16 protein-coding genes and 1 riboswitch are annotated in these 19608 nt (G+C 63.1%); of the genes, 8 read left to right on the top strand and 8 right to left on the bottom strand.

Annotated elements, in window-relative coordinates; all coding sequences use genetic code 11:
* Positions 1–41: 41 nt before the first annotated feature.
* Positions 42–905, bottom strand: a complete 864-nt coding sequence (locus AC5O5R_RS13795; RefSeq protein WP_494514458.1) for a Dyp-type peroxidase — start codon at positions 903–905, stop codon at positions 42–44.
* A 184-nt stretch (positions 906–1089) separates the two neighbouring features.
* On the opposite strand from AC5O5R_RS13795, the gene AC5O5R_RS13800 reads away from it, so the two are divergent.
* The gene (locus AC5O5R_RS13800) at positions 1090–1983 is read left to right on the top strand and encodes a bile acid:sodium symporter family protein (protein ID WP_172285356.1); all 894 of its coding nucleotides are present in this window, start codon (positions 1090–1092) and stop codon (positions 1981–1983) included.
* Positions 1984–2270: 287 nt separating this feature from the next.
* On the opposite strand, the gene AC5O5R_RS13805 is transcribed toward AC5O5R_RS13800, so the two are convergent.
* On the bottom strand, positions 2271–2732 hold the full coding sequence (locus AC5O5R_RS13805; protein ID WP_172229016.1) for a sterol desaturase family protein: 462 nt from the start codon (positions 2730–2732) through the stop codon (positions 2271–2273).
* A gap of 396 nt (positions 2733–3128) precedes the next feature.
* Here AC5O5R_RS13805 and AC5O5R_RS13810 point away from each other — a divergent pair, with 396 nt between their 5' ends.
* On the top strand, positions 3129–3842 hold the full coding sequence (locus AC5O5R_RS13810; RefSeq protein ID WP_172229018.1) for an MgtC/SapB family protein: 714 nt from the start codon (positions 3129–3131) through the stop codon (positions 3840–3842).
* A 170-nt stretch (positions 3843–4012) separates the two neighbouring features.
* Here the strand turns inward: AC5O5R_RS13810 and AC5O5R_RS13815 are convergent, their stop codons facing one another.
* Entirely contained in the window at positions 4013–5581 is a 1569-nt protein-coding gene (locus AC5O5R_RS13815; RefSeq protein ID WP_172229020.1) for a sensor domain-containing diguanylate cyclase, read from the bottom strand.
* Between the two features lie 153 nt (positions 5582–5734).
* Here AC5O5R_RS13815 and AC5O5R_RS13820 point away from each other — a divergent pair, with 153 nt between their 5' ends.
* Together AC5O5R_RS13820 and AC5O5R_RS13825 are read left to right on the top strand one after the other, a co-directional pair.
* Positions 5735–6235, top strand: coding sequence for a DUF4142 domain-containing protein (locus AC5O5R_RS13820; RefSeq protein WP_172229021.1), 501 nt, complete (start codon positions 5735–5737; stop codon positions 6233–6235).
* Between the two features lie 8 nt (positions 6236–6243).
* The gene (locus tag AC5O5R_RS13825) at positions 6244–6495 is read left to right on the top strand and encodes a hypothetical protein (protein WP_172229023.1); all 252 of its coding nucleotides are present in this window, start codon (positions 6244–6246) and stop codon (positions 6493–6495) included.
* A gap of 79 nt (positions 6496–6574) precedes the next feature.
* Here the strand turns inward: AC5O5R_RS13825 and AC5O5R_RS13830 are convergent, their stop codons facing one another.
* From AC5O5R_RS13830 to AC5O5R_RS13850, 5 genes are all read right to left on the bottom strand, one after another.
* On the bottom strand, positions 6575–6739 hold the full coding sequence (locus AC5O5R_RS13830; RefSeq protein WP_172229025.1) for a DUF6021 family protein: 165 nt from the start codon (positions 6737–6739) through the stop codon (positions 6575–6577).
* Positions 6740–6792: 53 nt separating this feature from the next.
* Positions 6793–7779: a DNA-binding protein gene (locus AC5O5R_RS13835; RefSeq protein ID WP_172229027.1), complete on the bottom strand. Its 987-nt coding sequence runs from the start codon at positions 7777–7779 to the stop codon at positions 6793–6795.
* A gap of 896 nt (positions 7780–8675) precedes the next feature.
* A complete protein-coding gene (gene codA / locus AC5O5R_RS13840) occupies positions 8676–9917 on the bottom strand; it encodes a cytosine deaminase (protein WP_172229029.1) in 1242 nt (413 codons plus the stop codon).
* A 124-nt stretch (positions 9918–10041) separates the two neighbouring features.
* Positions 10042–10704 carry a thiaminase II gene (tenA, locus tag AC5O5R_RS13845; protein ID WP_172285362.1) on the bottom strand — a complete coding sequence of 221 codons (663 nt, stop codon included), beginning with the start codon at positions 10702–10704 and terminating at the stop codon, positions 10042–10044.
* Complete coding sequence (locus AC5O5R_RS13850) at positions 10701–11348, bottom strand: TenA family protein (RefSeq protein ID WP_172232144.1); 648 nt, start codon at positions 11346–11348, stop codon at positions 10701–10703. Before AC5O5R_RS13850 ends, tenA begins: the two co-directional genes overlap by 4 nt.
* Before the next feature lie 78 nt (positions 11349–11426).
* A riboswitch (TPP riboswitch) is annotated at positions 11427–11541 on the bottom strand.
* A gap of 251 nt (positions 11542–11792) precedes the next feature.
* On the opposite strand from AC5O5R_RS13850, the gene AC5O5R_RS13855 reads away from it, so the two are divergent.
* The 4 genes from AC5O5R_RS13855 to AC5O5R_RS13870 all read left to right on the top strand — a co-directional run bounded on the left by AC5O5R_RS13855 (position 11793) and on the right by AC5O5R_RS13870 (position 19604).
* The gene (locus tag AC5O5R_RS13855) at positions 11793–15194 is read left to right on the top strand and encodes an Ig-like domain-containing protein (RefSeq protein WP_494514459.1); all 3402 of its coding nucleotides are present in this window, start codon (positions 11793–11795) and stop codon (positions 15192–15194) included.
* Positions 15195–15339: 145 nt separating this feature from the next.
* Positions 15340–16323 (top strand): SCO family protein, encoded by a 984-nt coding sequence (locus AC5O5R_RS13860; RefSeq protein ID WP_172228773.1) that lies wholly within the window; start codon positions 15340–15342, stop codon positions 16321–16323.
* An 81-nt stretch (positions 16324–16404) separates the two neighbouring features.
* On the top strand, positions 16405–18732 hold the full coding sequence (locus tag AC5O5R_RS13865) for a putative bifunctional diguanylate cyclase/phosphodiesterase (protein ID WP_172228771.1): 2328 nt from the start codon (positions 16405–16407) through the stop codon (positions 18730–18732).
* Positions 18720–19604, top strand: coding sequence for a phosphate/phosphite/phosphonate ABC transporter substrate-binding protein (locus AC5O5R_RS13870; protein WP_172228769.1), 885 nt, complete (start codon positions 18720–18722; stop codon positions 19602–19604). Before AC5O5R_RS13865 ends, AC5O5R_RS13870 begins: the two co-directional genes overlap by 13 nt.
* Positions 19605–19608: the final 4 nt, after the last annotated feature.

The raw sequence follows: 19608 nt of genomic DNA on the forward strand, positions 1-19608 counted from the left end.
GCCTGCGTTGGCAGGTGTTTCTGTGTCTGGATGTTTAGTGATCAGCCCTGCAGCAGCTGGCTCAGGTCGGCACCCGCCTCAGCGATCGGCGGGCACCAGTAATAGCCGCCGGTCAATGGCCGGCTGAAGCGGTAGAGGCCGTCAATGATCCCGTCTTCCAGTCCGCTCATGCGCCGCAATTGCACTTCGAACGCGTCGAAGCTGTGGCCCAGGGCGACGAAGGCCAGGCCAGCACCGCGTTGGTCGGCCCAGGCCACCGAGCGACGCACCATGAACGCCTCAGGTTCGAAGCTTTCCTGGGCGGTCCGCTTGACGTGGGCTGATTCGGGCGCGTCGTCCAGCTCCTCGTTGTCGCTCAGGCGACGGCCGATGATGTTGTCCTGGTCCGCCTGCGGCAGCGACTTGAAGTATTCCAGGTCATGCTTCCACAGCTGAAAGGCTGCAAAACTGGAGCCGTCTGCCGCAATGGCTGCCTGCACGGCGTCTTCGTCCACCGGGTTTTCGGTGCCATCCTCGTAGCCGGTCAGGTCATGGCCGCCACGGTGCAGGAAGGCATCAACACTGTCGGCCAGGCGCAGGGCCGGCGCCAGCAGCTGTTCCAGGGCCTGGGCACGCAGCAACAGATCGCCGCGCTCGTTGCCGCGCAGCCACAACCACAAGGCGTGCTGAGTGCTCGGGTTTTCCACGGCGGCATCCAGCTGCGGAAACGCACGCAGGCCCGGCACTTCGCGGCCCATGGCCTTGGCCAGCGGTGCTCCGACGCCCAGGATCAGCTGTACGCCATCGATCTGCGGCAGCAAGGCATCGAGAGCGGCAGGCAACGCCTCGGGCGACTGCAGGGTGAAGAACAGGTGACGGGCGTGCGCCGGCACCGGAGTGGCAAGCAGACCTTGCTGGAACGGCATGAAAGGCTAATCCTCGGTAAAAGCGGGAATGCTACTGTGCCTGCAGGCCTGCTGCAATGCGGCATGCGGGCGCGATGGCCGGTTTGCCGGTAACAAACAGTTACCAAGAGCTGGCTCTTTGCAATTAGCTATCAATCGAGGCCGTCCTACACTCGTCGGGATCCTTCGCCCAAGAGACACGCCCATGACCGCCTCGCCCTTGCTTACCGCGTTCCTGCCGCTTGCCCTGGGCATCATCATGCTCGGCCTTGGGTTGTCGCTGACCCTGGCCGACTTCGCCCGGGTGGTGAAGTATCCCAAGCCGGTGGTGATCGGCCTGGCCTGCCAGATTCTGCTGTTGCCGCTGGTATGCTTCCTGATCGCCAATGGCTTTGGCCTGGAATCGGCGCTGGCGGTGGGGCTGATGCTGCTGGCAGCATCACCGGGTGGCACCACGGCCAACCTGTTCAGCCACCTGGCCCATGGCGACGTGGCGCTGAACATCACCCTGACGGCCGTCAACTCGCTGATTGCGATCCTGACCATGCCGTTGCTGGTGAACCTGTCGCTGGGCTGGTTCATGGCATCGGACCAGGCCATCCCGTTGCAGTTTGGCAAGGTCATGCAGGTGTTTGCCATTGTCTTGCTGCCGGTGGCCCTGGGTATGCTGATTCGGCGTTTCGCCCCCGGCTTTGCGGGGCGCATGGAGAAACCGATGAAGCTGGTGGCGGCGCTGTTCCTGGCGTTCACCATTGTGCTGGCCCTGACCAAGGACTGGCAGACCGTGGCCGAGTACGCGCCGGTGGTGGGGCTGGCGGCGTTGCTGTTCAACCTGCTCAGCCTGGCAGTTGGCTACTTTGTACCGCGCCTGCTGAACATTCCCAAACGCCAGGCGATCGCCATCGGCATGGAGATCGGTATTCACAACGGCACCTTGGCGATTGCCCTGGCCTTGAGCCCTTCGCTGCTGAACAACCCGACCATGGCCGTGCCGGCGGCGCTGTACAGCTTGATCATGTTCTTTACTGCGGCGGGGTTTGGCTGGTGGGTGAGCCGCGGGCATGTGGCGGCGCGGGCTGAGGGGGAGACGGTGAATTGAGGGGAGGCCATGGTGCTTTTGCTGGCAGGTCATGGGGTTGCGGGGGATTGCATCAGGGCTGACAGGTGCTTGCCGCAGCAGTTGCAGCGCCTATGAGATCGAGCGCCGCCAGCGCGGCGCTTCGCGGGTGTCCGCCACCACATCTTCATCGCCTCTGAAACCGAGCGCCGCCCGCGCGGCGCTCGATCTCATAGGCGCTGCACCTCTTATGGCAAACGCCTTTCAGCCCGGATGCTATCCCTCTTGGAACATGCCCAACCAACAACCCCGCCCCAGCACAGCCACCTTCAGCCGCTCTTCCCGCGCAACTGCCGCTTCAACACCTTCAACGGCGGCGCGTAGAAAAAACCGAACGAAACACACCCGGTCCGCCCCTTCACCGCATGGTGCAGCCGGTGCGCCCGGTGCAGGCGTTTGAGGTAACCGTTGACCGGCCGAAGCTTGCGCGGCCAGTGCCGGTGGAAGAAACCGTCGTGGGCCACCACATACAGCACCCCGTACCCCGCCACACCAGCGCCCACCCACTGCAACGGTGCATACCCTGCCTTGCCTGATGCCACCAGCGCGGTAGCGATCAGCCCCAGGGCCAACAGATACAGGTCGTTGGTTTCGAGCATGCCCAGCTGTGGCTCATGGTGAGATCGATGCAGCCACCAGCCCCAACCATGCATGATGTATTTGTGAGCCAGCGTGCCAACGCCCTCCATGGTCACCAGGGTGCCGAACAAGATGGCGAGATTGAACAGCATGGAACGGTCCAGGTGATGGCCAAGGAAAGTGCAAGGGTACCCACTGGCTGCGTTTTTTGCCATGCAGGCGTGCCGGCTGCAGGCCCTTTGCCGATGAAGCCATTGTCATCTTTTCACCCTTGACCTCGTCTGTCCCGGGGCGTAAGGTCCGCGACGCAATTTTGCTTCCCTGAACAGGAGACCTGCATTGGACAGTAGCCCCAGTCGCTTGCGACAGGCCCACGTGGCGCGCTAGCCTGGCAGTGTCCTGCACTGTCTGGCCGCAATGGCAAGACGGTGGTTTCTTGTAACCCCCTCTTCTCTTCCCCTCCCCCGTGGTCCTGCGCATTTTCTGGTTTTTCAACCGCGCCACCTGATGGCGTACGTGCGGGCATTTGCCCGTGGAAGAGGTTTGCTATGGATTGGAAAGTATTTCTGCTGCGCGTCAGCATCGCCCTGATGTTGGGGGCGCTGATCGGTGCCGAGCGCCAACTGCGCCAACGCCTGACCGGACTGCGCACCAACGCGCTGGTCAGCACCGGTGCCTGCCTGTTCGTCCTCATGACCCAGGCGGTGCCAGGCATGCTCCCTGCCGACGCCTCGCGGGTTGCCGCGTATGTGGTCTCGGGCATCGGCTTTCTGGGTGGCGGTGTGATCATGCGCGACGGCTTCAACGTACGCGGCCTGAACACCGCCGCTACCTTGTGGTGCACGGCGGCGGTCGGCGTGCTGTGCAGCCTGGGGCTGCTGCTGGAGGCGGCACTGGGCAGCCTGGTGATTCTGTGCGCCAACATCCTGCTACGCGACATCGCCCAGCGCCTGGACCGCCAGGACGTGGTGCCGGCCAGCGAAGTGGAACAGCACTTTGAAGTGCGCATCGTCTGCCGTGCCGAGGACGAGATCCAGGTTCGCAGCTTGATGCTGCATAGCCTGGCCGACCCTGAGCTGCGCCTGCAGTCGCTGCAAAGCGAAGACCTGGCCAACCCGGCCCGCCTGGAAGTGCGCGCCGAGCTGCTGGGCACGGCGCAGGCACCGGGGCAACTGGAGCGCTTGGTCAGCCGGGTCAGCCTGGAGAAAGGTGTAAGCTCGGTGCGCTGGCAGCTGCAGCCACAGGTACTGAGAGCAGATTGAAACAACAGGACAGACGCATGCGCATTGGCCCTACCCTTGAGCACGACATCCAGTGGCTGCCCGGCATCAAGCGTTCGACAAGGATCTGGGTTGGCGGTTGTGCGGGGTTCTGCGCAACGAGCGGGAGCAGCGGGCGCTGCGCCATGCGTCTTCAACTGAGGCTTCAGGCTTTATGGCGCCACGCCAACCCCTGCATTTGCCGCTACGCAAAATCCATCCCGGCCCTGCCGCTTGGCCTGGTACAGCGCGCCGTCGGCGGCCGCCATCAGCCTCTCGGCCGTCACCCCTTCCCGCGCCAGATCACCGACCGCAATCCCGGCACTGAACGACACGCGCCCCAGCGGGCTCCCGCCGTGCTCGAGCAACTGGCGCCGCAGCAATTGCTGCACTTCCACTACCAGCACCTCTGCCCCGTGTGTATCGGTATCGGGCAACAGTAGCGTGAACTCCTCTCCGCCATAGCGCACGGCCAGGTCTGCTGGCCGCTTCAGGGCCTGTTGCAAGACTTCAGCGAAGCGCCGCAGGCACTGGTCGCCCGCAGGATGCCCGTAAAGGTCGTTATAGGCCTTGAAGTAATCCAGATCGAGCATCACCAATGCCACCGGGTAGCCCTGTCGCCGCGCACGCTTCAATTCTGCCTCGAACACCGCATCCAGGCGACGACGGTTTCCCAATCCAGTCAGGCTGTCGGTCAAGGCCAGCGCCTTCAGCGTCTGGTGCGCCTGGTGCAGCGCCCGCTCGATGGTTATTCGTTCGCGTAACTGGCGCAGCACCACCCCAGCAAATGCTGCCAGGCCCAGCAACAACAGCAACAACACCGCCAGCGACTTGATGGCATCGTGGCGCCAGGGCGCGACGATGGATTCACGCGACAAGCCTGCTTCAACCACCAGCGGATAACTCGACAGCGCGCGGTAGGCGTATAGCCGAGCCGTCCCGTCTACCACCGCTACTGCCTCTGCTACCCCCTCCGCAGCGTAAGGCAAGTGGTTACGGAAGATCTCGCTGTTGGCCAGGCTTCGGCCTACCGCCGGCTCGACGAACGGTCGCCGTACCAGGATGGTCCCGTCACGCTTGGCCAACACCAGCGCGCCACGCTCGTCAATCTTGAAATCGCCGTAATACTGCACGAACCATTGCACTTTGATGGTGCCCAGCAGGACGCCAGCGAAGCTGCCGTCGGGGTACTCCAGGCGCCTGGAAATGGGAATGATCAGGTCGCCCGTCGAGCGGCTGCGCACCACCGAACCGACCCGCACACCGCGGTCGGCATGGTCACGGTGATAGACAAAATAATCCCGGTCGGCATTGTTGGCATTGGCGGGGATAAGCGCCTGATCGGTAACGATCCAGTGGCCATCCGGGCCATACACGAACAGCCCGTGCAACTGCGGCATGATGCTTTTCTGCTTGGCCAGCAGTGCATGCAGCCGGGGCCGGTTGATGTGGTCGAAACCGTCGCCTTCAAGGCGCTCGGCCAACGTAGCGGTGATGGCGTCGACCTGGCGGATGGCGTCTTCGGCATGCTGGGCCGTGGCCCGGGCCAGGTTGGTGACGATGTTCTCGGCATTGCTGAAGGCGTGCCGGTAGTCGCGCCAGATACGCCAGCCTTCCACCAGGGCGAAGGCCAGCATCACCACCAGCATGAATGCCAATACCAGGCGGAACAACGCCACAGCGCGCCCCTCGCCGGCTACCGCGATAAGCCCGTCATCATCCTGTTTCCTGGCTGCGCACATTCAAATCCCTAGCCATACGGCATTTTGCCGCCTTTCACTATAGTTCAGGGCCGCCGGAGCGAAACCCGTCGCGAAAAAGATTAAACCTTTGCCTCCCCCGCACCCTCAACCGTACGCGACACTGACGTCGCGCCACGGTTTAAGGAGTGAAGCATGAGCAGTCTCTTCATCAAGCGCGTTGGTTTGTCCATGGTATTGGGCCTGGCATCGGTCCAGGCGATGGCAGCCAGTTCAGATGATTTTGTCGACGCGGCCACCGAAGCTGGCATTGCCGAGGTGGTAACCGGCAAGCTGGCCCTGGAAAAAAGCCAGGACGCCGAGATCAAGACATTCGCCCAGCAGATGGTCACCGACCACACCCAGGCCAACCAGAAACTCGGCGACATTGCCCGCAAGCTGGATATCTCAGTGCCCGATGAGGCGGCCATGACCGACAAGGTCAAGAAAATGATCCTGGAGTGGCGCGACGAGTCGTTCGACAAGTCTTACGTCAACAACCAGGTCGACGCCCACGAAAAAGCAGTGGAGCTGTTCAAGAAAGAAGCTGCTTCGTCCGACAAGGCGGAGCTGAAGGCCTTCGCCAGCGAGACCCTGCCGAAACTCGAAAAGCACCTGGAACACGCCAAAGCGCTTCAGACCAAGCACGGCAAGTGAGGCCCAGCATGACTAATGATGCATTGAAAACCGAAGTACTGACCCGCCTGTTACATGCGCACCCCCAAGGGCTGGGCAAGGAAGTGCTGGATAACTACCGCGGCGAGAAGGCCGTGGCCGGCATGCTCAAGACGTTGCAGGAGGCGGGTTTGATTCATGATGGCAGCGTGACGGTGGGCAATGACCACCAGATCAGCGTGAGCTATCCGATCAAGTTGTCTGCTGCGGGTGTCGAGGCAGCCAGACAGGCCGAGGCCTGACAATCCTGGGGGCACACCGCTAGTCAGGCAAATCAGGGGCCGCTTTGCGGTCCCTGATGACGTCGAGTGACGCTAGCCTTCACTGTTTCTTTTCCACATCCCTTGGCGGTTTGGCCGGCCCTTGCGGGTCGACCTGCGGGTCATCGGCATCCGGCGAATCGGGGTCGAACCCCAGGTCATTCGGCTTATCTGACTGTTCGGACGAGTGAGGTCCTTCTTTGTTTGGCGCTTTAGATTCAGGCATGGCTATCTCCCGTGAGTGTCCATAGAAGAAAGCAGCCGTCCGCGAAAGTTTGATTAATCTGCAACCGCAGGCAGTTGCGCCCTGCACTGCGCAAGTGCCTCGTCCCGCTCCCTCAGGTGCTCCTCCAGCCGCTGCAACTGGCGAGCCTGTTCGGCGCAAAGGTCGCGCCTGTCCTGCAGGCTTTGGGTCTGCACATCCAGCTGCCGGCGCATTTCGTCGCTGGCGCCCTGGGCCTGGGCGAGCATCGTGCGCAACCCCTGTATTTGTGCGTCGCGCTGCTCTAGCAGCTGGTCTTGCGCCCGGCACTCATTGGCGGCCTGGCGGTGTTCGCCCAGCAAGCGCTCGTTGTCGCGGTGAAGGCGGGTCAGCTCGTCCTGCTTGACGATCATGCCCTGTTGCAACTGGCGTAGTTCCAGCTGCAACTGCTGCAGCTGCGCTTCGTGGCGGCGCTGCTCCTGATCGCGCTGTTCACGGCTGGCCGTGCGGTAGTGCTCCAGCGCATCGCGGGCATGGCGGTGCTTGTCCTCCAGCGATTTGACCTGCTCGTCCTTGTCGGCCAGGCGCACCTGCATTTCACCCAGCGACTGATTGAGGCTGGCGCTGCGCAGTTGTTCGGCCTGCAGCGTGCTCTGGGTGGACAGCAGCTTTTGCGACTCGGCTGCCAGCGCAGTCACGTCGATCTGGTGCTGCTGATGGGCTGCAGCCAGCGCCTGTTGCGCGATCGCAAGCTGCGCTTCCAGTTGTTCGCGCTGCTCGGTGAATGTGCTTTCGGCTTGCTCGATCCTGAGGTCCGCCTCGTCCTGCAGCTGCGTGGCCAGTTGGCCGACCAGGCGGCTGAGCACTTCGCTCAGCGCTACGCCCCCTTCCGACGCCACCGGCTGCTGGCCGTTCAGTTCCTTCAAATAGCGATGAATCGTGGTCTTCGACCCGGTATTGCCCAGCTCTATACGTATGGCGTCGATGCTGGGGTTTTCGCCCCGGGCAATCAGCGCCTGACGTGCCTGCTGCACTACGACCTTGTTGATACCGCCCCGGCCCATGCTTGCTCCTACGATTTTGTACTGTGTTATGTACCATGTAATTACATACCAATTATGACGATAGTTGGGCTGCCCCGCAATGCTTGATTAAGGTGGAATAATCACGGCTTATCGCATGTTAGGTGAAATTTCAGGCGTTTTTACGACGCAGCCGTACACACGTGCGCATCGCTAACGCATTCCAGCACCAGCCGGTGACGGGTTCGTGATCGAAGAAATGGGGAGGACGCAACGGCGCCAACGAGAGCGGAGATCGGCCTCAGCTAACGGAGGAGTATCGAAGGTGCCGCTGCTATTGCAGCAGCGGGGTGTTGCGGTGATCGTGTGCCGCCGCAACATCTTGCAGGGAAGTTTTTGAAGGCCATTCAGCCCTGATGCCAGTCAGTCAAGGCTAATGGGGCTGCTGTGCAGCCCATCGCCGGCAAGCCAGCTCCCACCCCGACCGCATCGCATTCAAACCATGCGTCGTACCTGTGGGAGCCAAGCTTGCTGGATGCCTGCTCCATCCGACCGCATCGCATTCAAACTATGCGCCGTAGCTGTGGGAGCCAAGCTTGCTGGATGCCTGCTCCATCCGACCGCATCGCATTCAAACCATGCGCCGTACCTGTGGGAGCCAAGCTTGCTGGATGCCTGCTCCATCCGACCGCATCGCATTCAAACCATGCGCCGTACCTGTGGGAGCCAAGCTTGCTGGATGCCTTCTCCATCCGACCGCATCGCATTCAAACCATGCGCCGTACCTGTGGGAGCCAAGCTTGCTGGATGCCTGCTCCATCCGACCGCATCGCATTCAAGCCATGCGCCGTACTTGTGGGAGCCTGGCTTGCCGGCGATGGGCCGCCGAGCGGCCCCAATTGCTTAACTGACTGGCATTCAGCTGTGCCCTGCCAACTTTAGAGCAACCGTTGCACCTGCGCCGGGGTGCGCCGCATCAGTACCTTGCCATGGCGCACCGACACCAGCGCATGCCCCTGGCTGCGCACCATCTCGTAATCGTCTGGGGCCGACAGCAGCAACAGGTTCGCCGGCCGCCCGACCTCGATGCCGTAGCGCTCGCCCAGGTTCAGGGTGCGGGCGCTGTTGTCGGTAATCAGATCCAGGCAGCGCTGCAGGTCGTCGTAGCCGAGCATGTGGCAGATATGCAGCCCGGCCTCGAGTATGCGCAGGATGTTGCCGTTGCCCAGCGGGTACCACGGGTCGACGATGGAGTCCTGACCAAAGCACACGTTCATGCCGGCACGATCGATCTCGGCCACGCGGGTGACACCGCGTCGTTTAGGGTAGTTGTCGAAGCGCCCTTGCAGGTGAATGCTCTCGGTCGGGCACGACACGAAGTTGATGCCCGACAGCTTGAGCAGGCGGAACAGCTTGTAGCAGTAGGCATTGTCATACGAGCCCATGGCCACGGTATGGCTGGCCGTTACCCTGCTGCCCATGTCGCGTACCCGGGCTTCTTCGGCCAGCACTTCGAGAAATCGCGATTGCGGGTCGTCGGTTTCGTCGCAGTGCACATCCACCAGGCAGCCGCTGCGCTCGGCCAGGTCCATCAGGAACTTCACCGACGACACGCCCTGGTCGCGGGTGTTTTCGAAATGCGGAATACCACCGACGACGTCGGCGCCAATCGCCACCGCTTCGGTCATCAGCGCCCGGCCGTTGGCATACGACTCGATACCCTCCTGCGGGAAGGCAACGATCTGCAGGTCGACAAGCTCGCGCACTTCGTCACGCACCTCGACCATGGCCTTGAGCGCGGTGAGCGCGGGGTCGGTTACATCGACATGCGTGCGCACATGCTGGATGCCGTGGTCCACGAGCATGCCGATGGTTTTTTTCGCGCGGGTCTTGATGTCATCGTGGGTGGTGATTGCCTTGCGCTCGGCCCAGCATTCGATGCCTTCGAACAGGGTGCCGCTCATGTTCCACCTTGGTTCGCCGGCAGTAAGCGTGGCGTCCAGGTGGATATGCGGTTCGATGAAAGGCGCCACCACCAGGTTTTGCCCAGCGTCCAGGTCATCGGCGGCGCGTGGTGTCACCGGCTCGGGCTGGGGCACGATGGCGGCGATGCGCTCGGCGTTCAGTTCGATGCGGAACAGGCCGGGTTTGCCGCGCAGTCGGGCGTTGAGGATGTTCATCGAGGATCTCCTTGGGCTTTGCATTGCTCACACATCATAGCGGTTCGAGCCCTTTGATTTGGGAGATTTGCATCAGGGCTGACAGGCGCTGAAAATCCTGGGGCAAACACCTCTCAGCCCCCAATCACCCCCCATCCAACCCCATCTGCCAGAAATCAGCCTCAAGGCTCGACGCCTGGCCAAAAATACCGACCAGTTCGCCAAACCGCTGCTCGGTCATGCTCCGCGCCGCCAGCTCATCCAGGTGCTTGCGCGCTGCCGCTGCCACGCCCTGATAACCGTCCCCGGCATACTCGCCAATCCACTCGCGGTACGGGTGGTTGCTCAAGTCGCCGATCTGCTCTGCCAGGGCCCGCCCGATCTCGGCATAACCGATCACGCACGGCGCCAGTGCCACGTGCAGCTCCAGCAAGTCGCCCGCTGCACCGCAGTCCAGCACATAACGGGTATAGGCCACGGTGGCCTGGTGCTCGGGTGCCGCCTCGATGTCGGCCTGGGTCAGCCCCCAGCGCGCGCACAGGCGCAAGTGCAGCTCGGTTTCATCCAGAATCGCCGCCAGCCCCGCCTGTGCCGCGCGGATGTCGGCCGGGCGGCGACTTTTGTAGGCAGCCAGGGCCCAGGCGCGGGCGAACTGGACAAGGAACAGGTAGTCCTGCACCAGGTACGTCCGAAACGCCGCCTCACTCAGTGTGCCCTCGCCCATCTGCCGCACGAAATCATGGTCGACATAGCTGTGCCACTGGGGCTCGGCAGCCGTCTTCAGGCGCTGGAAGATGTCCATGCTCATTTGACCTCCGGGTACACGGCGTCGAAGAAGGCCAGCTCCAGCGCCACGGTGCGCTGGTAGAAGTCACTCGCCAGTGCCGCCTCCTGCGGGCCGACGCGGTCCAGCTCGCTTTGCAGGAAGGCGACGAACGCCTGAAACGCCGGGTTGTCGTGCAAGGTGATCCACTCGGCATGGACGAAATTGGCCGGCATGGGTTTCGGCGCTTTCAGCGCCCAGTCCAGGTACAGGCCTTCGGCAACGTTGAGCACGGCCAGCGCCGCCGCGTAGGAGCGGGTCGCCGCCGCTTCGCGCATGATTGCCTTGAAGCCCGCCGTTGGCGCGCTATCGGCCGGCTCGCTGCGTTGTGCAGGGCTGACGTCGAGGGCCTCGAAGGCGCGCAGGAAGTAGGTGTTCTCGTCGCTGCTGATCATTCCGGCAAAGCGCCCGAAGCGCAGGCGCGCCTCGAAGCTGTCGGTGCTGGCGATGGCCGCGCCCAGCAAGGCCAGGAAGCTGTCGAGGAAGCGGTGATCCTGCACCAGGTAGTCGACCATGATCGGGTCAGGCAGGCTGCCGTCGCACAATTGGGTCACGAAACGGTGGCCAACGGCCGCCGACCAGGTCGGCTCGCTCTGGCGGCGCAGGAACTGGCTGAAGCGTTCGGTCATGTTGCTGTCCTTGAAGGGGGTGACAGCGAGACCTTGGAAGTTGGCATGGACAGGCCCCGCAGTGAGGCCGGCAAAAAGGCAGGTTTCGAATCCCATCCCTTCGCCGGCATGATCCGGATCAGGTTCGAAGGGTCACCGCGCTGCAGAGCTCAGCGGTTTCTCAGCCCGTTGCCGGGCTCCCCTTGGTGGCGTTCAGGTATACCCCAGGGCGGCCCGGCTGTCACTCCCCCCACTCCCCAAAACGTGGGCAACCGGTGCCCCGCTACTGGGTACTTATCCCCATTATTGACGCGCGGTTATTTAGCGCGCTTCAGGCGCCGCAAGGATTTGTTTAACAAAGCATTACAGAAATATCTGTTGGCACAACCATTGCTCAGGCCCTTGAACCAGGCAAAACGCCATTGATGGCTCCCAGCCATATAGCCGTGAGCGAGGCACAAGGCAATGAAAACACCTGCCATGATCCACCCTGCCAGGCATGCATTCCAGCTATCTACCGTCACAGCGCTGATGCTCAGCCTCGGGCTGATCACAGCAGTGGCCTCGCCGCTGGATGACAATAGCCAGCCACCACCGACCGATCCGTCCTATTACTCTGATCAGCCCGACGACCCCACGCCGGCTCTGCTAAACCTCAATACCTTGAAAGAAGCCAACGAGGGCTCGCTGGAACTCACTGATGGCGTGTATGGCGACCGTTCGACCGTGCGTATAGACAACGTGCTGCCTCCCGCGCTGCAAACCTCGGACCGGTACCCTACCAACGGCAAGCCCAGCCCGTTGTTCGGCGCCCAACCCTTCACCCAGCAACTGCTGCTGTTTGAAGAATTCGGGCCGGAAAAACTCGACCCGGCACTGCCTCCGCCCGACCTGACATTCCCGGTCCCCACGCTCGGCGCCGCCCCTGCACAGGACCCCAACGTGGTGGCCCGCAGCGGCCCCAGCGGCACCGCGCTGGAAGCATTCCTCAAGCAGCCAGGTCTGTACCCCTTCCCCACCCAGTACGCCAACGTGCTGGACCGCAACCCGTGGAAGGCGCAGATCGAAATGTTCCTCAACCGCCACCCGGTGGGTTCGCCGGCAGAAGGCCGGCCACCAGGAAAAGGCTGGTCGCACCAGCGCTGGAACGAGTTCTACCCGCAGGCGGCGTTCAAGACCGCCCAGGCCGGGGCGCGGATAAACCTGGGCCTGCGCGATCGCAAGCAGCTGCACAACTATGCTGCCGGTGAGTTCGCGCCGGGCGGGCTGTACTACCAGACGTCCGATATCCCGACCACGCTGGGTACCACCAAAGGCATCGATACCCGATTCCACCCCAACTTCCCACTGCAGAACCACAAGTCACTGTGGACGTTCGACGGCACCTTCCCGCCCAAGCTGCTGATGGTGCGCTACGGCCAGCCAATCCTGATGCGCCACTACAACGCCCTGCCGATCGACCCCTCGGCCAACGGGGGCTTTGGCCTGCATACCATTTCGACCCACGAGCACAACGGCCACTCACCGGCTGAAAGCGACGGCTTCGCCAACGCCTACTTCTTCCCCGGTCAGTACTACGACTACCGCTGGCCCGTGCAGCTGGCCGGCTACGACACCATCAACACGCGTGCCCAGGACCCGCGTGCGGCGTTCCCCTGCGCGCCAGGTGAAACGCTGTTCGTCAACGATGACTCGCCAGGCCTGAAAACCTGCCAGAACGGCAGCATCAAGATTCGTGGCGACTGGCGTGAAACCATGAGCACCCACTGGTTCCACGACCATATGATGGATTTCACGGCGCAGAACGTCTACAAGGGCAACGCCGTGATGATGAACTACTACAGCGCCCTGGACCGCGGCAACGAGGCGTTGCAGGATGGCGTCAACCTGCGCTTCCCCAGCGGCTCGGGCATGCCATGGGGGAACCGCGACTACGACGTGAACCTGGTGATCGCCGACAAGGCCTGGGATGCCAACGGCCAGCTGTGGTTCAACCCGTTCAACACCGATGGCTTCCTGGGTGACCAGATCCTGGTCAACTGGCAATACCAGCCCAAGCTCAAGGTGCGTGCGCGCAGCTACCGCTTCCGCATCCTCAACGGCTCGGTGTCGCGCTACTTCAAGTTTGCCGTGGTACGTGAAATTGCTGGCACCAGCGGTGAGTTCAAAGGCCCGTCCGGCTCCAACGTGTCGTATGCGCGAGTGCCGTTCCACATGATCGCCAACGACGGCAACATCATGGAACACGCCGTGCCGTTCGACGGCACCATGGACCTGAATGCCGACGGTAACCTGCAGGACAACAACGGTATATTGCCGCTGCAAGGCATCGCCGAACGCTACGACATCATCATCAACTTCGCCAAGAACGGCATCAAGGCCGGCGACAAGCTGTACTTCATCAACCTTGAGGAGCACCGCACCGGCAAGGGTCCGGAAGGCACTATTTCGCTGGCCGATGTGCTGTCGGGAAAATACAAGGCAGTGATCAAGCAGACCAGCAACGGCCCGCAGTGGGACAACGGCGACCCTGCAGTCGGCAAGTTCCTGCAACTGCTGGTACAACCGTACGCCGGTCAGGACCTGAGCATGGACCCGGTGGCCTACGAACCGGCCAAACCGGGCAAGGCTGAAGGCCTGAAAATGCTGCCGCTGCCAATCGACCGCAACTCGGCAACCGACCAGGCCAAGATCAAGGATGCCCGCCACCGCGAGTTCATCTTCGGCCGCTCGGACGGCACCGACACCAACCCCTGGACAATCAAGACCGACGGTGGTTTCGGCTACAGCATGGACCCACGCCGCATCAGTGCAGCACCGCAACTGGCCAACCAGTCCACCGATGCCGGGTTCAGCGGCGACGGGACCTTGGAGGTGTGGAAAATCAAGAACGGCGGCAACGGCTGGAGCCACCCGGTGCATGTGCACTTCGAGGAAGGCGTGATCCTGAGCCGCGACGGCAAGGCGCCGCCAGAGTGGGAAAAATGGGCGCGCAAGGATGTGTATCGCATCGGGCCGGATACCGATTCGTCGGAAGAAGTGGAAATGGCCATCCGCTTCCGCGAGTTCGCTGGCACCTACATGGAGCACTGCCACAACACCCAGCACGAGGACTCGTCGATGCTGCTGCGCTGGGACCTCGAGCATCCGGGCCAGTTCCAGGTGATGCCGACCCCGCTGCCGGGCTGGGACGGAGTGGAATACATGGCTTCGGTCGGCCTGCCGACCTTCCGTACCAAAGGTAATGATGATGGCGATGACGATAGTTCGGCCAACAAGCCACCGGTCGCCAACAACGACAGTGCCGCCACTACCGCAGGCAAGGCCGTCAGCCTGAATGTGCTGGCCAACGACACCGACCCGGAAGGCAACCTGCCGTTGACCGTCACTGGCCTCAGCCAGCCGGACTCTGGCCAGGGCACCACCAGCACCGACGGGACTACCGTGACCTACACCCCACCGGCCACGGTAGGCACACCGTTCACCGCCAGCTTCAACTACACGGCGCGTGATGCCAAGGGTGCCGAGTCGGTAGCGCCCGCCACGGTCAGCATCGTGGTGAACCCGGCGGCGCCAGTCGACCAGATCCAGGTCACCAGTGCCACGGTGCAGGTACGCAGTGGCAACCGCTACACCTGGGACCTGGCCGGTACCACCTCGGTGGCCACTGGCAACAGCATCAGCGTGACCGCTGCAACCACCGCCGGGCCGCTGAACCTGGGCACGGCCACACTCACCGCCGCCACCAGCGGTGCCCGCTGGCGCTTGTCGGTAACCACCACCGGCAACGGCCCGGCCACGCCGGCAACGGTGACCGTGAAGTCGACCCTGGGCCAGAGCGTGACAGTGCCGATCAGCATCAAATAGCTGGGCAATGGTAACGACTGTAGGAGCAGCCTTGTGCTGCGAAGAGGCCGGTGCAGGCAGCCGCCACGTCTGTAATGGCCGCTTCGCAGCACAAGGCTGCTCCTGCAAAGATTGTGTGCAGCATCCCCACAAAGAGGACCGCATCATGCCCGGCACATGGCGTTTCCTGCTGGTGCTCGCGCTGTTCGCCGCCAGCCTTCCATTCTGGCCATTGCAGCCGCAACAACCGGTGGCCGACGAAGCCGCCACCCCCTGGGGAGCGGACTACTTCCCCAACATCCCGCTGCTGACCCAGGACGGCGAAAAGGTGCATTTCTTCGACGACCTGATCAAGGACAAGGTGGTGGCCATCAACTTCATCTTCACCGGCTGCACCGATTCCTGCCCGGTGGAAACCGCCCGCCTGCGGCAGGTGCAGAAAATACTGGGGGACCGCATCGGCAAGGACATCTTCCTCTATTCCATCAGCATCGACCCCTACAACGACACCCCCGCCACCCTCAAGCGCTACGCCGAAAAGTTCGGCATTGGCCCGGGCTGGACGCTGCTCACCGGTGAACCCGACGATATCGAAAAATTGCGCCGCAGCCTTGGGCTGTGGATCGACGGCCTGGAAAACGGCCGTTCCAAGGACCACAACCTGAGCCTGATCATCGGCAACCAGGCCACCGGCCGCTGGATGAAGGCCTCGCCCTTCGAGAGCCCGTACATCCTCGCCGACCGCCTGGGCAACAGCCTGCACAACTGGAAGCAGGCCAGCGCCATGCACAACGACTATGCCCAGGCCCCCGTGATACGCCCGCCCAGCAGTGGCGAGCAGATCTTCCGCACACGCTGCTCGTCCTGCCACACCCTGGGCCGCAGCGAACCCGGGCAACCCGGTATCGGCCCCGACCTGTTGGGCGTGACCCGCCAGCGTGATGCCAACTGGCTGACCCGCTGGCTGAAAGAGCCCGACCAGATGCTGGCCGAAAAAGACCCCTTGGCCATGCTGCTGTATGAGCAGTACAACCGCATGGCCATGCCCAACATGCGCCTGGGCGATGCCGAGGTCAGCGCGTTGATGAGTTATATCGAGGAAGAAACCGCGCGCTTGCAGACACCAGTAGCTGACCGGGGAAAACCTTAGAGGCTATTGGCCACTAGTCATTAGGCTGTCATCTGACTGTCGTATTTTTCAAACATCACCCAGGGTCGGGAACTATCAGCAGTGATTCGCCGTTCGCTTTCCTCCGCCAGCCTTCTGCGGCTGCTGATCCTGATGCTCTGTGCAGCGACCCTGGCCTTCCTCTGGGGGCTGCACGTCACGCAAAAAGCTGCCGCTCGGCAAGATGCGCTGTCGGCCAAGGCCGCCGAGCACCTGAACCTGGCCAGTATCGTCGGCGAAAGCCTGCGCCAGCTTGTCGACCGCGCCCAGGCCGTGGGCGGGGTCACCCAAGACGACATGAAGATGCTGCGCCAGGGCAACTTCAGCCTGGCGCGGATACTCGCCGAAGACCCGGTGTTCAAGCGCATGAGCCTGTACGACCGGCAAGGCCGGCTGCTGTCGGCAAGCCATGCCGACGAGGCCCGCGGGCTGCCCGAAGACTGGTTGCGGCAGTTGCAGCGACACATTGCCCGCTATGGTTTCAAACCTTTCCTGCCCAGCGTTCAAGCCGCCCGCCCGCCAGCCGCCCTGCCTGACTGGCGCCTGCCCTTTGTGCTGCCACTGACCGACCTGACCGGGCGCGAAATCGACCATATCCTGGTGGTCCAGCTGGACATCGGCTACCTGGCGGTGCTGTTCCAGCACATCGACCTGAGCAGCAGTGGCCTGGTACGGCTGCTGCAGGATGACGGCCTGGAGCGGTTGCGCATCGACACCAGTGGCGTGGTGGTGGCGGGCGATACGCTGCAGCCCGAGCTACCGAACAGCGCCAACGAAGCGGGCTTGCTGGCCCAATACGCAGCTGGCGAGGCGTACCAGAGCCTGTACCGGCGCGTCCCTGAACGGGGCTTCAGCGTGGTGGTCAGCCAGCGCCAGGATGAAATCCTGGCGGCCTCGACCCTGGCCTATTCCCGGCAGTTCTGGCTGAACCTCAGCATGACCCTGATGATCCTCGCCAGCCTGCTGTGGACCTTGCGCCTGTTGCGCAAGCGCCAGGAGGCCTTCAGCGCGCTGGAACATGCCCAGCAGGTCAACCAGCAATTGATCGGCCGCCTGGAGGACGAACACCGGCGCAGCAGCCACGCCGCCGCCACCGACCACCTCAGCGGCCTGCACAACCGCCGCCAGTTCGTCGAAGTGGCCGGCCTGGCGCTGACCAGGCAGCGCGGCAAGCGCCGGCTGATGGCGATCCTGTTCATCGACATGGACCGCTTCAAGTCGATCAACGACTCGCTTGGGCACAAGATCGGCGACTTGCTGCTGCAGGCCGTGGCCGGGCGTATCCAGCGCCTGCTGGAGCCTGGCGACGAGGCTTCGCGCTTTGGCGGCGACGAGTTCGTGGTGTTGCTTGCCGGCGAGCGCAGTGAAGAACAGATCAATGGCTGGGTTCGTGAACTGGTCCAGAAGCTGTCGGCCACCTACGCCCTGGACGGCAAGGAGGTCAACACCAGCCCCAGTGTGGGCGTAAGCATCTGCCCGCGCGATGGCCAGGACATCGACAGCCTGATCCGTACCGCCGATGCCGCCATGTACTCGGCCAAGCAGGCCGGGCGCGCGCAGTATCGCTTCTTCGACCCCTCGCTGAACCTGGCTGACATTCAGGCGTTCACCCTGAAGCAGGCCTTTGGCAGCGCCTTGGCCGAGCGCCAGTTCGTGCTGCACTACCAGCCGCAGATACGCCTGGATACTCAGCAAGTGCTGGGCTACGAAGCGCTTGTGCGTTGGGACCACCCCGAATTCGGGCTGCTGTACCCGGACCGTTTCATCGACCTGGCCGAACGCAGCGGCTTCATTGTCGAGCTGGGCTGGGAGGTGTTGCGCCTGGCCTGTGAGGCGTTGTCCAGCTGGGATGCCCAGGGCCGGGAGACGCGGCTGGCAGTGAATGTTTCCGCCCTGCAGCTGCGCCAGGCCGACTTCGCCGCGCGGCTACTGCGCAAGTTGCTGCAGCATGGCCTCGCGCCCCATCGGCTGGAGCTGGAAATCACCGAAACCACTATCCTTGACGCCGAAGGCACGGCAGTGACGCACCTGCATACCTTGCGCAACGCCGGCCTGGGTATCAGCCTGGACGATTTTGGCCGCGGCTACGCAGGCTTCGCCCACCTGCACTCACTGCCACTGAGCAAGCTGAAGATCGACCGCTCGCTGATCGCGCCGCTGTCCAACAGCCATGACGACAGCCCGATCGTGTCCTCCACCATCATCCTGGCCAAGCGCCTGGGGCTGGAAGTGGTGGCCGAGGGCGTGGAAACCCGTGAACAGGTGGTGTGCCTGAAACTGGCGGGCTGCGATATTGCCCAGGGCTACCACTTCAGCCGGCCGCTGTCGCTGGCGCAGTTGCGCGAATACCCGCCTTTCAACGGCGTCGAGGACAAGGCATGCGCGTATTGAAAACCCTGGCCGGGTTGCTGCTGGTCAACCTGCTCGGCATCCCCCCTGGCAATGCTGCGCCGGCGGACTGTACGCCACGCAGCCTGCGCCTGGTGGTGATCCCGATCAAAAGCGCCGAACAGATGATCCGCGAGCATCAGTCGCTGCTGCAGCGCCTGAGCGTGGCGGCGGGGGTGCCAGTGGAGCTGGTGATCGCGAGCTCCTACGAAAGCGTGGTCGATGCCATCGTCTCGGGTGGAGCGGACATCGCCCGCCTCGGCCCCGCCTCGTATGTGCTGGCCCACCGCCGCGATCCGCGCATCGAGCCGTTTGCCACCCTCACCTTGAGCGCTGGCCCCTACACCCCGGCGGGCAATCATTACCAGGCGCTGCTGCTGACCCGGGGTGCAAGCCCTGATGGCATCGAGGCGCTGCGTGGCAAGCGTGTGGCGCTGACCGACCCGGCCAGCACTTCCGGCAGCCTGGTGCCCAGCGTCGAGTTCGCCGAACGGGTGGGCATGCCACTGTCGCAGTTTTTTGGTGCGCTGGTGTATGCCGGCAACCACGACAATGCACTGCAAGCCTTGCTGGAAGGCCGGGTCGATGCCGCGTTCGTCGCCAGCGAGCGCACCGACGCGTACCTCGCCCAGCACGCCATTGCACCGGCGCAGCTCAAGGCACAATGGCGGTCACGGCCAATCTACTACGACCCGTATGTGTTCAGTGCCAGCCTGTGTCCGGCGCTGAGAAGCCGTATTCGCAGTGCCATGCTCGATGACCCGCAGGCGCTGGCGGCGTTCGTTGCTTCGCAGGATGCCAGCGGCCTGGTCCCCGTCAGCCAGGCGGACTATGCGCCGCTGCAGCAGATGATGGACGCAGCGCTGCGGCCCTGAGCCT

This window comes from Pseudomonas sp. 8_5_2 (genome assembly GCF_059295255.1).

What these genes read in the sequence shown, in the direction of transcription:
- AC5O5R_RS13795 (WP_494514458.1), bottom strand. Translation starts at nt 905, where the DNA reads ATGCCGTTCCAGCAAGGTCTGCTTGCCACTCCGGTGCCGGCGCACGCC.
- AC5O5R_RS13800 (WP_172285356.1), top strand. Translation starts at nt 1,090, where the DNA reads ATGACCGCCTCGCCCTTGCTTACCGCGTTCCTGCCGCTTGCCCTGGGC.
- AC5O5R_RS13805 (WP_172229016.1), bottom strand. Translation starts at nt 2,732, where the DNA reads ATGCTGTTCAATCTCGCCATCTTGTTCGGCACCCTGGTGACCATGGAG.
- AC5O5R_RS13810 (WP_172229018.1), top strand. Translation starts at nt 3,129, where the DNA reads ATGGATTGGAAAGTATTTCTGCTGCGCGTCAGCATCGCCCTGATGTTG.
- AC5O5R_RS13815 (WP_172229020.1), bottom strand. Translation starts at nt 5,581, where the DNA reads ATGTGCGCAGCCAGGAAACAGGATGATGACGGGCTTATCGCGGTAGCC.
- AC5O5R_RS13820 (WP_172229021.1), top strand. Translation starts at nt 5,735, where the DNA reads ATGAGCAGTCTCTTCATCAAGCGCGTTGGTTTGTCCATGGTATTGGGC.
- AC5O5R_RS13825 (WP_172229023.1), top strand. Translation starts at nt 6,244, where the DNA reads ATGACTAATGATGCATTGAAAACCGAAGTACTGACCCGCCTGTTACAT.
- AC5O5R_RS13830 (WP_172229025.1), bottom strand. Translation starts at nt 6,739, where the DNA reads ATGCCTGAATCTAAAGCGCCAAACAAAGAAGGACCTCACTCGTCCGAA.
- AC5O5R_RS13835 (WP_172229027.1), bottom strand. Translation starts at nt 7,779, where the DNA reads ATGGGCCGGGGCGGTATCAACAAGGTCGTAGTGCAGCAGGCACGTCAG.
- codA (WP_172229029.1), bottom strand. Translation starts at nt 9,917, where the DNA reads ATGAACATCCTCAACGCCCGACTGCGCGGCAAACCCGGCCTGTTCCGC.
- tenA (WP_172285362.1), bottom strand. Translation starts at nt 10,704, where the DNA reads ATGAGCATGGACATCTTCCAGCGCCTGAAGACGGCTGCCGAGCCCCAG.
- AC5O5R_RS13850 (WP_172232144.1), bottom strand. Translation starts at nt 11,348, where the DNA reads ATGACCGAACGCTTCAGCCAGTTCCTGCGCCGCCAGAGCGAGCCGACC.
- AC5O5R_RS13855 (WP_494514459.1), top strand. Translation starts at nt 11,793, where the DNA reads ATGAAAACACCTGCCATGATCCACCCTGCCAGGCATGCATTCCAGCTA.
- AC5O5R_RS13860 (WP_172228773.1), top strand. Translation starts at nt 15,340, where the DNA reads ATGCCCGGCACATGGCGTTTCCTGCTGGTGCTCGCGCTGTTCGCCGCC.
- AC5O5R_RS13870 (WP_172228769.1), top strand. Translation starts at nt 18,720, where the DNA reads ATGCGCGTATTGAAAACCCTGGCCGGGTTGCTGCTGGTCAACCTGCTC.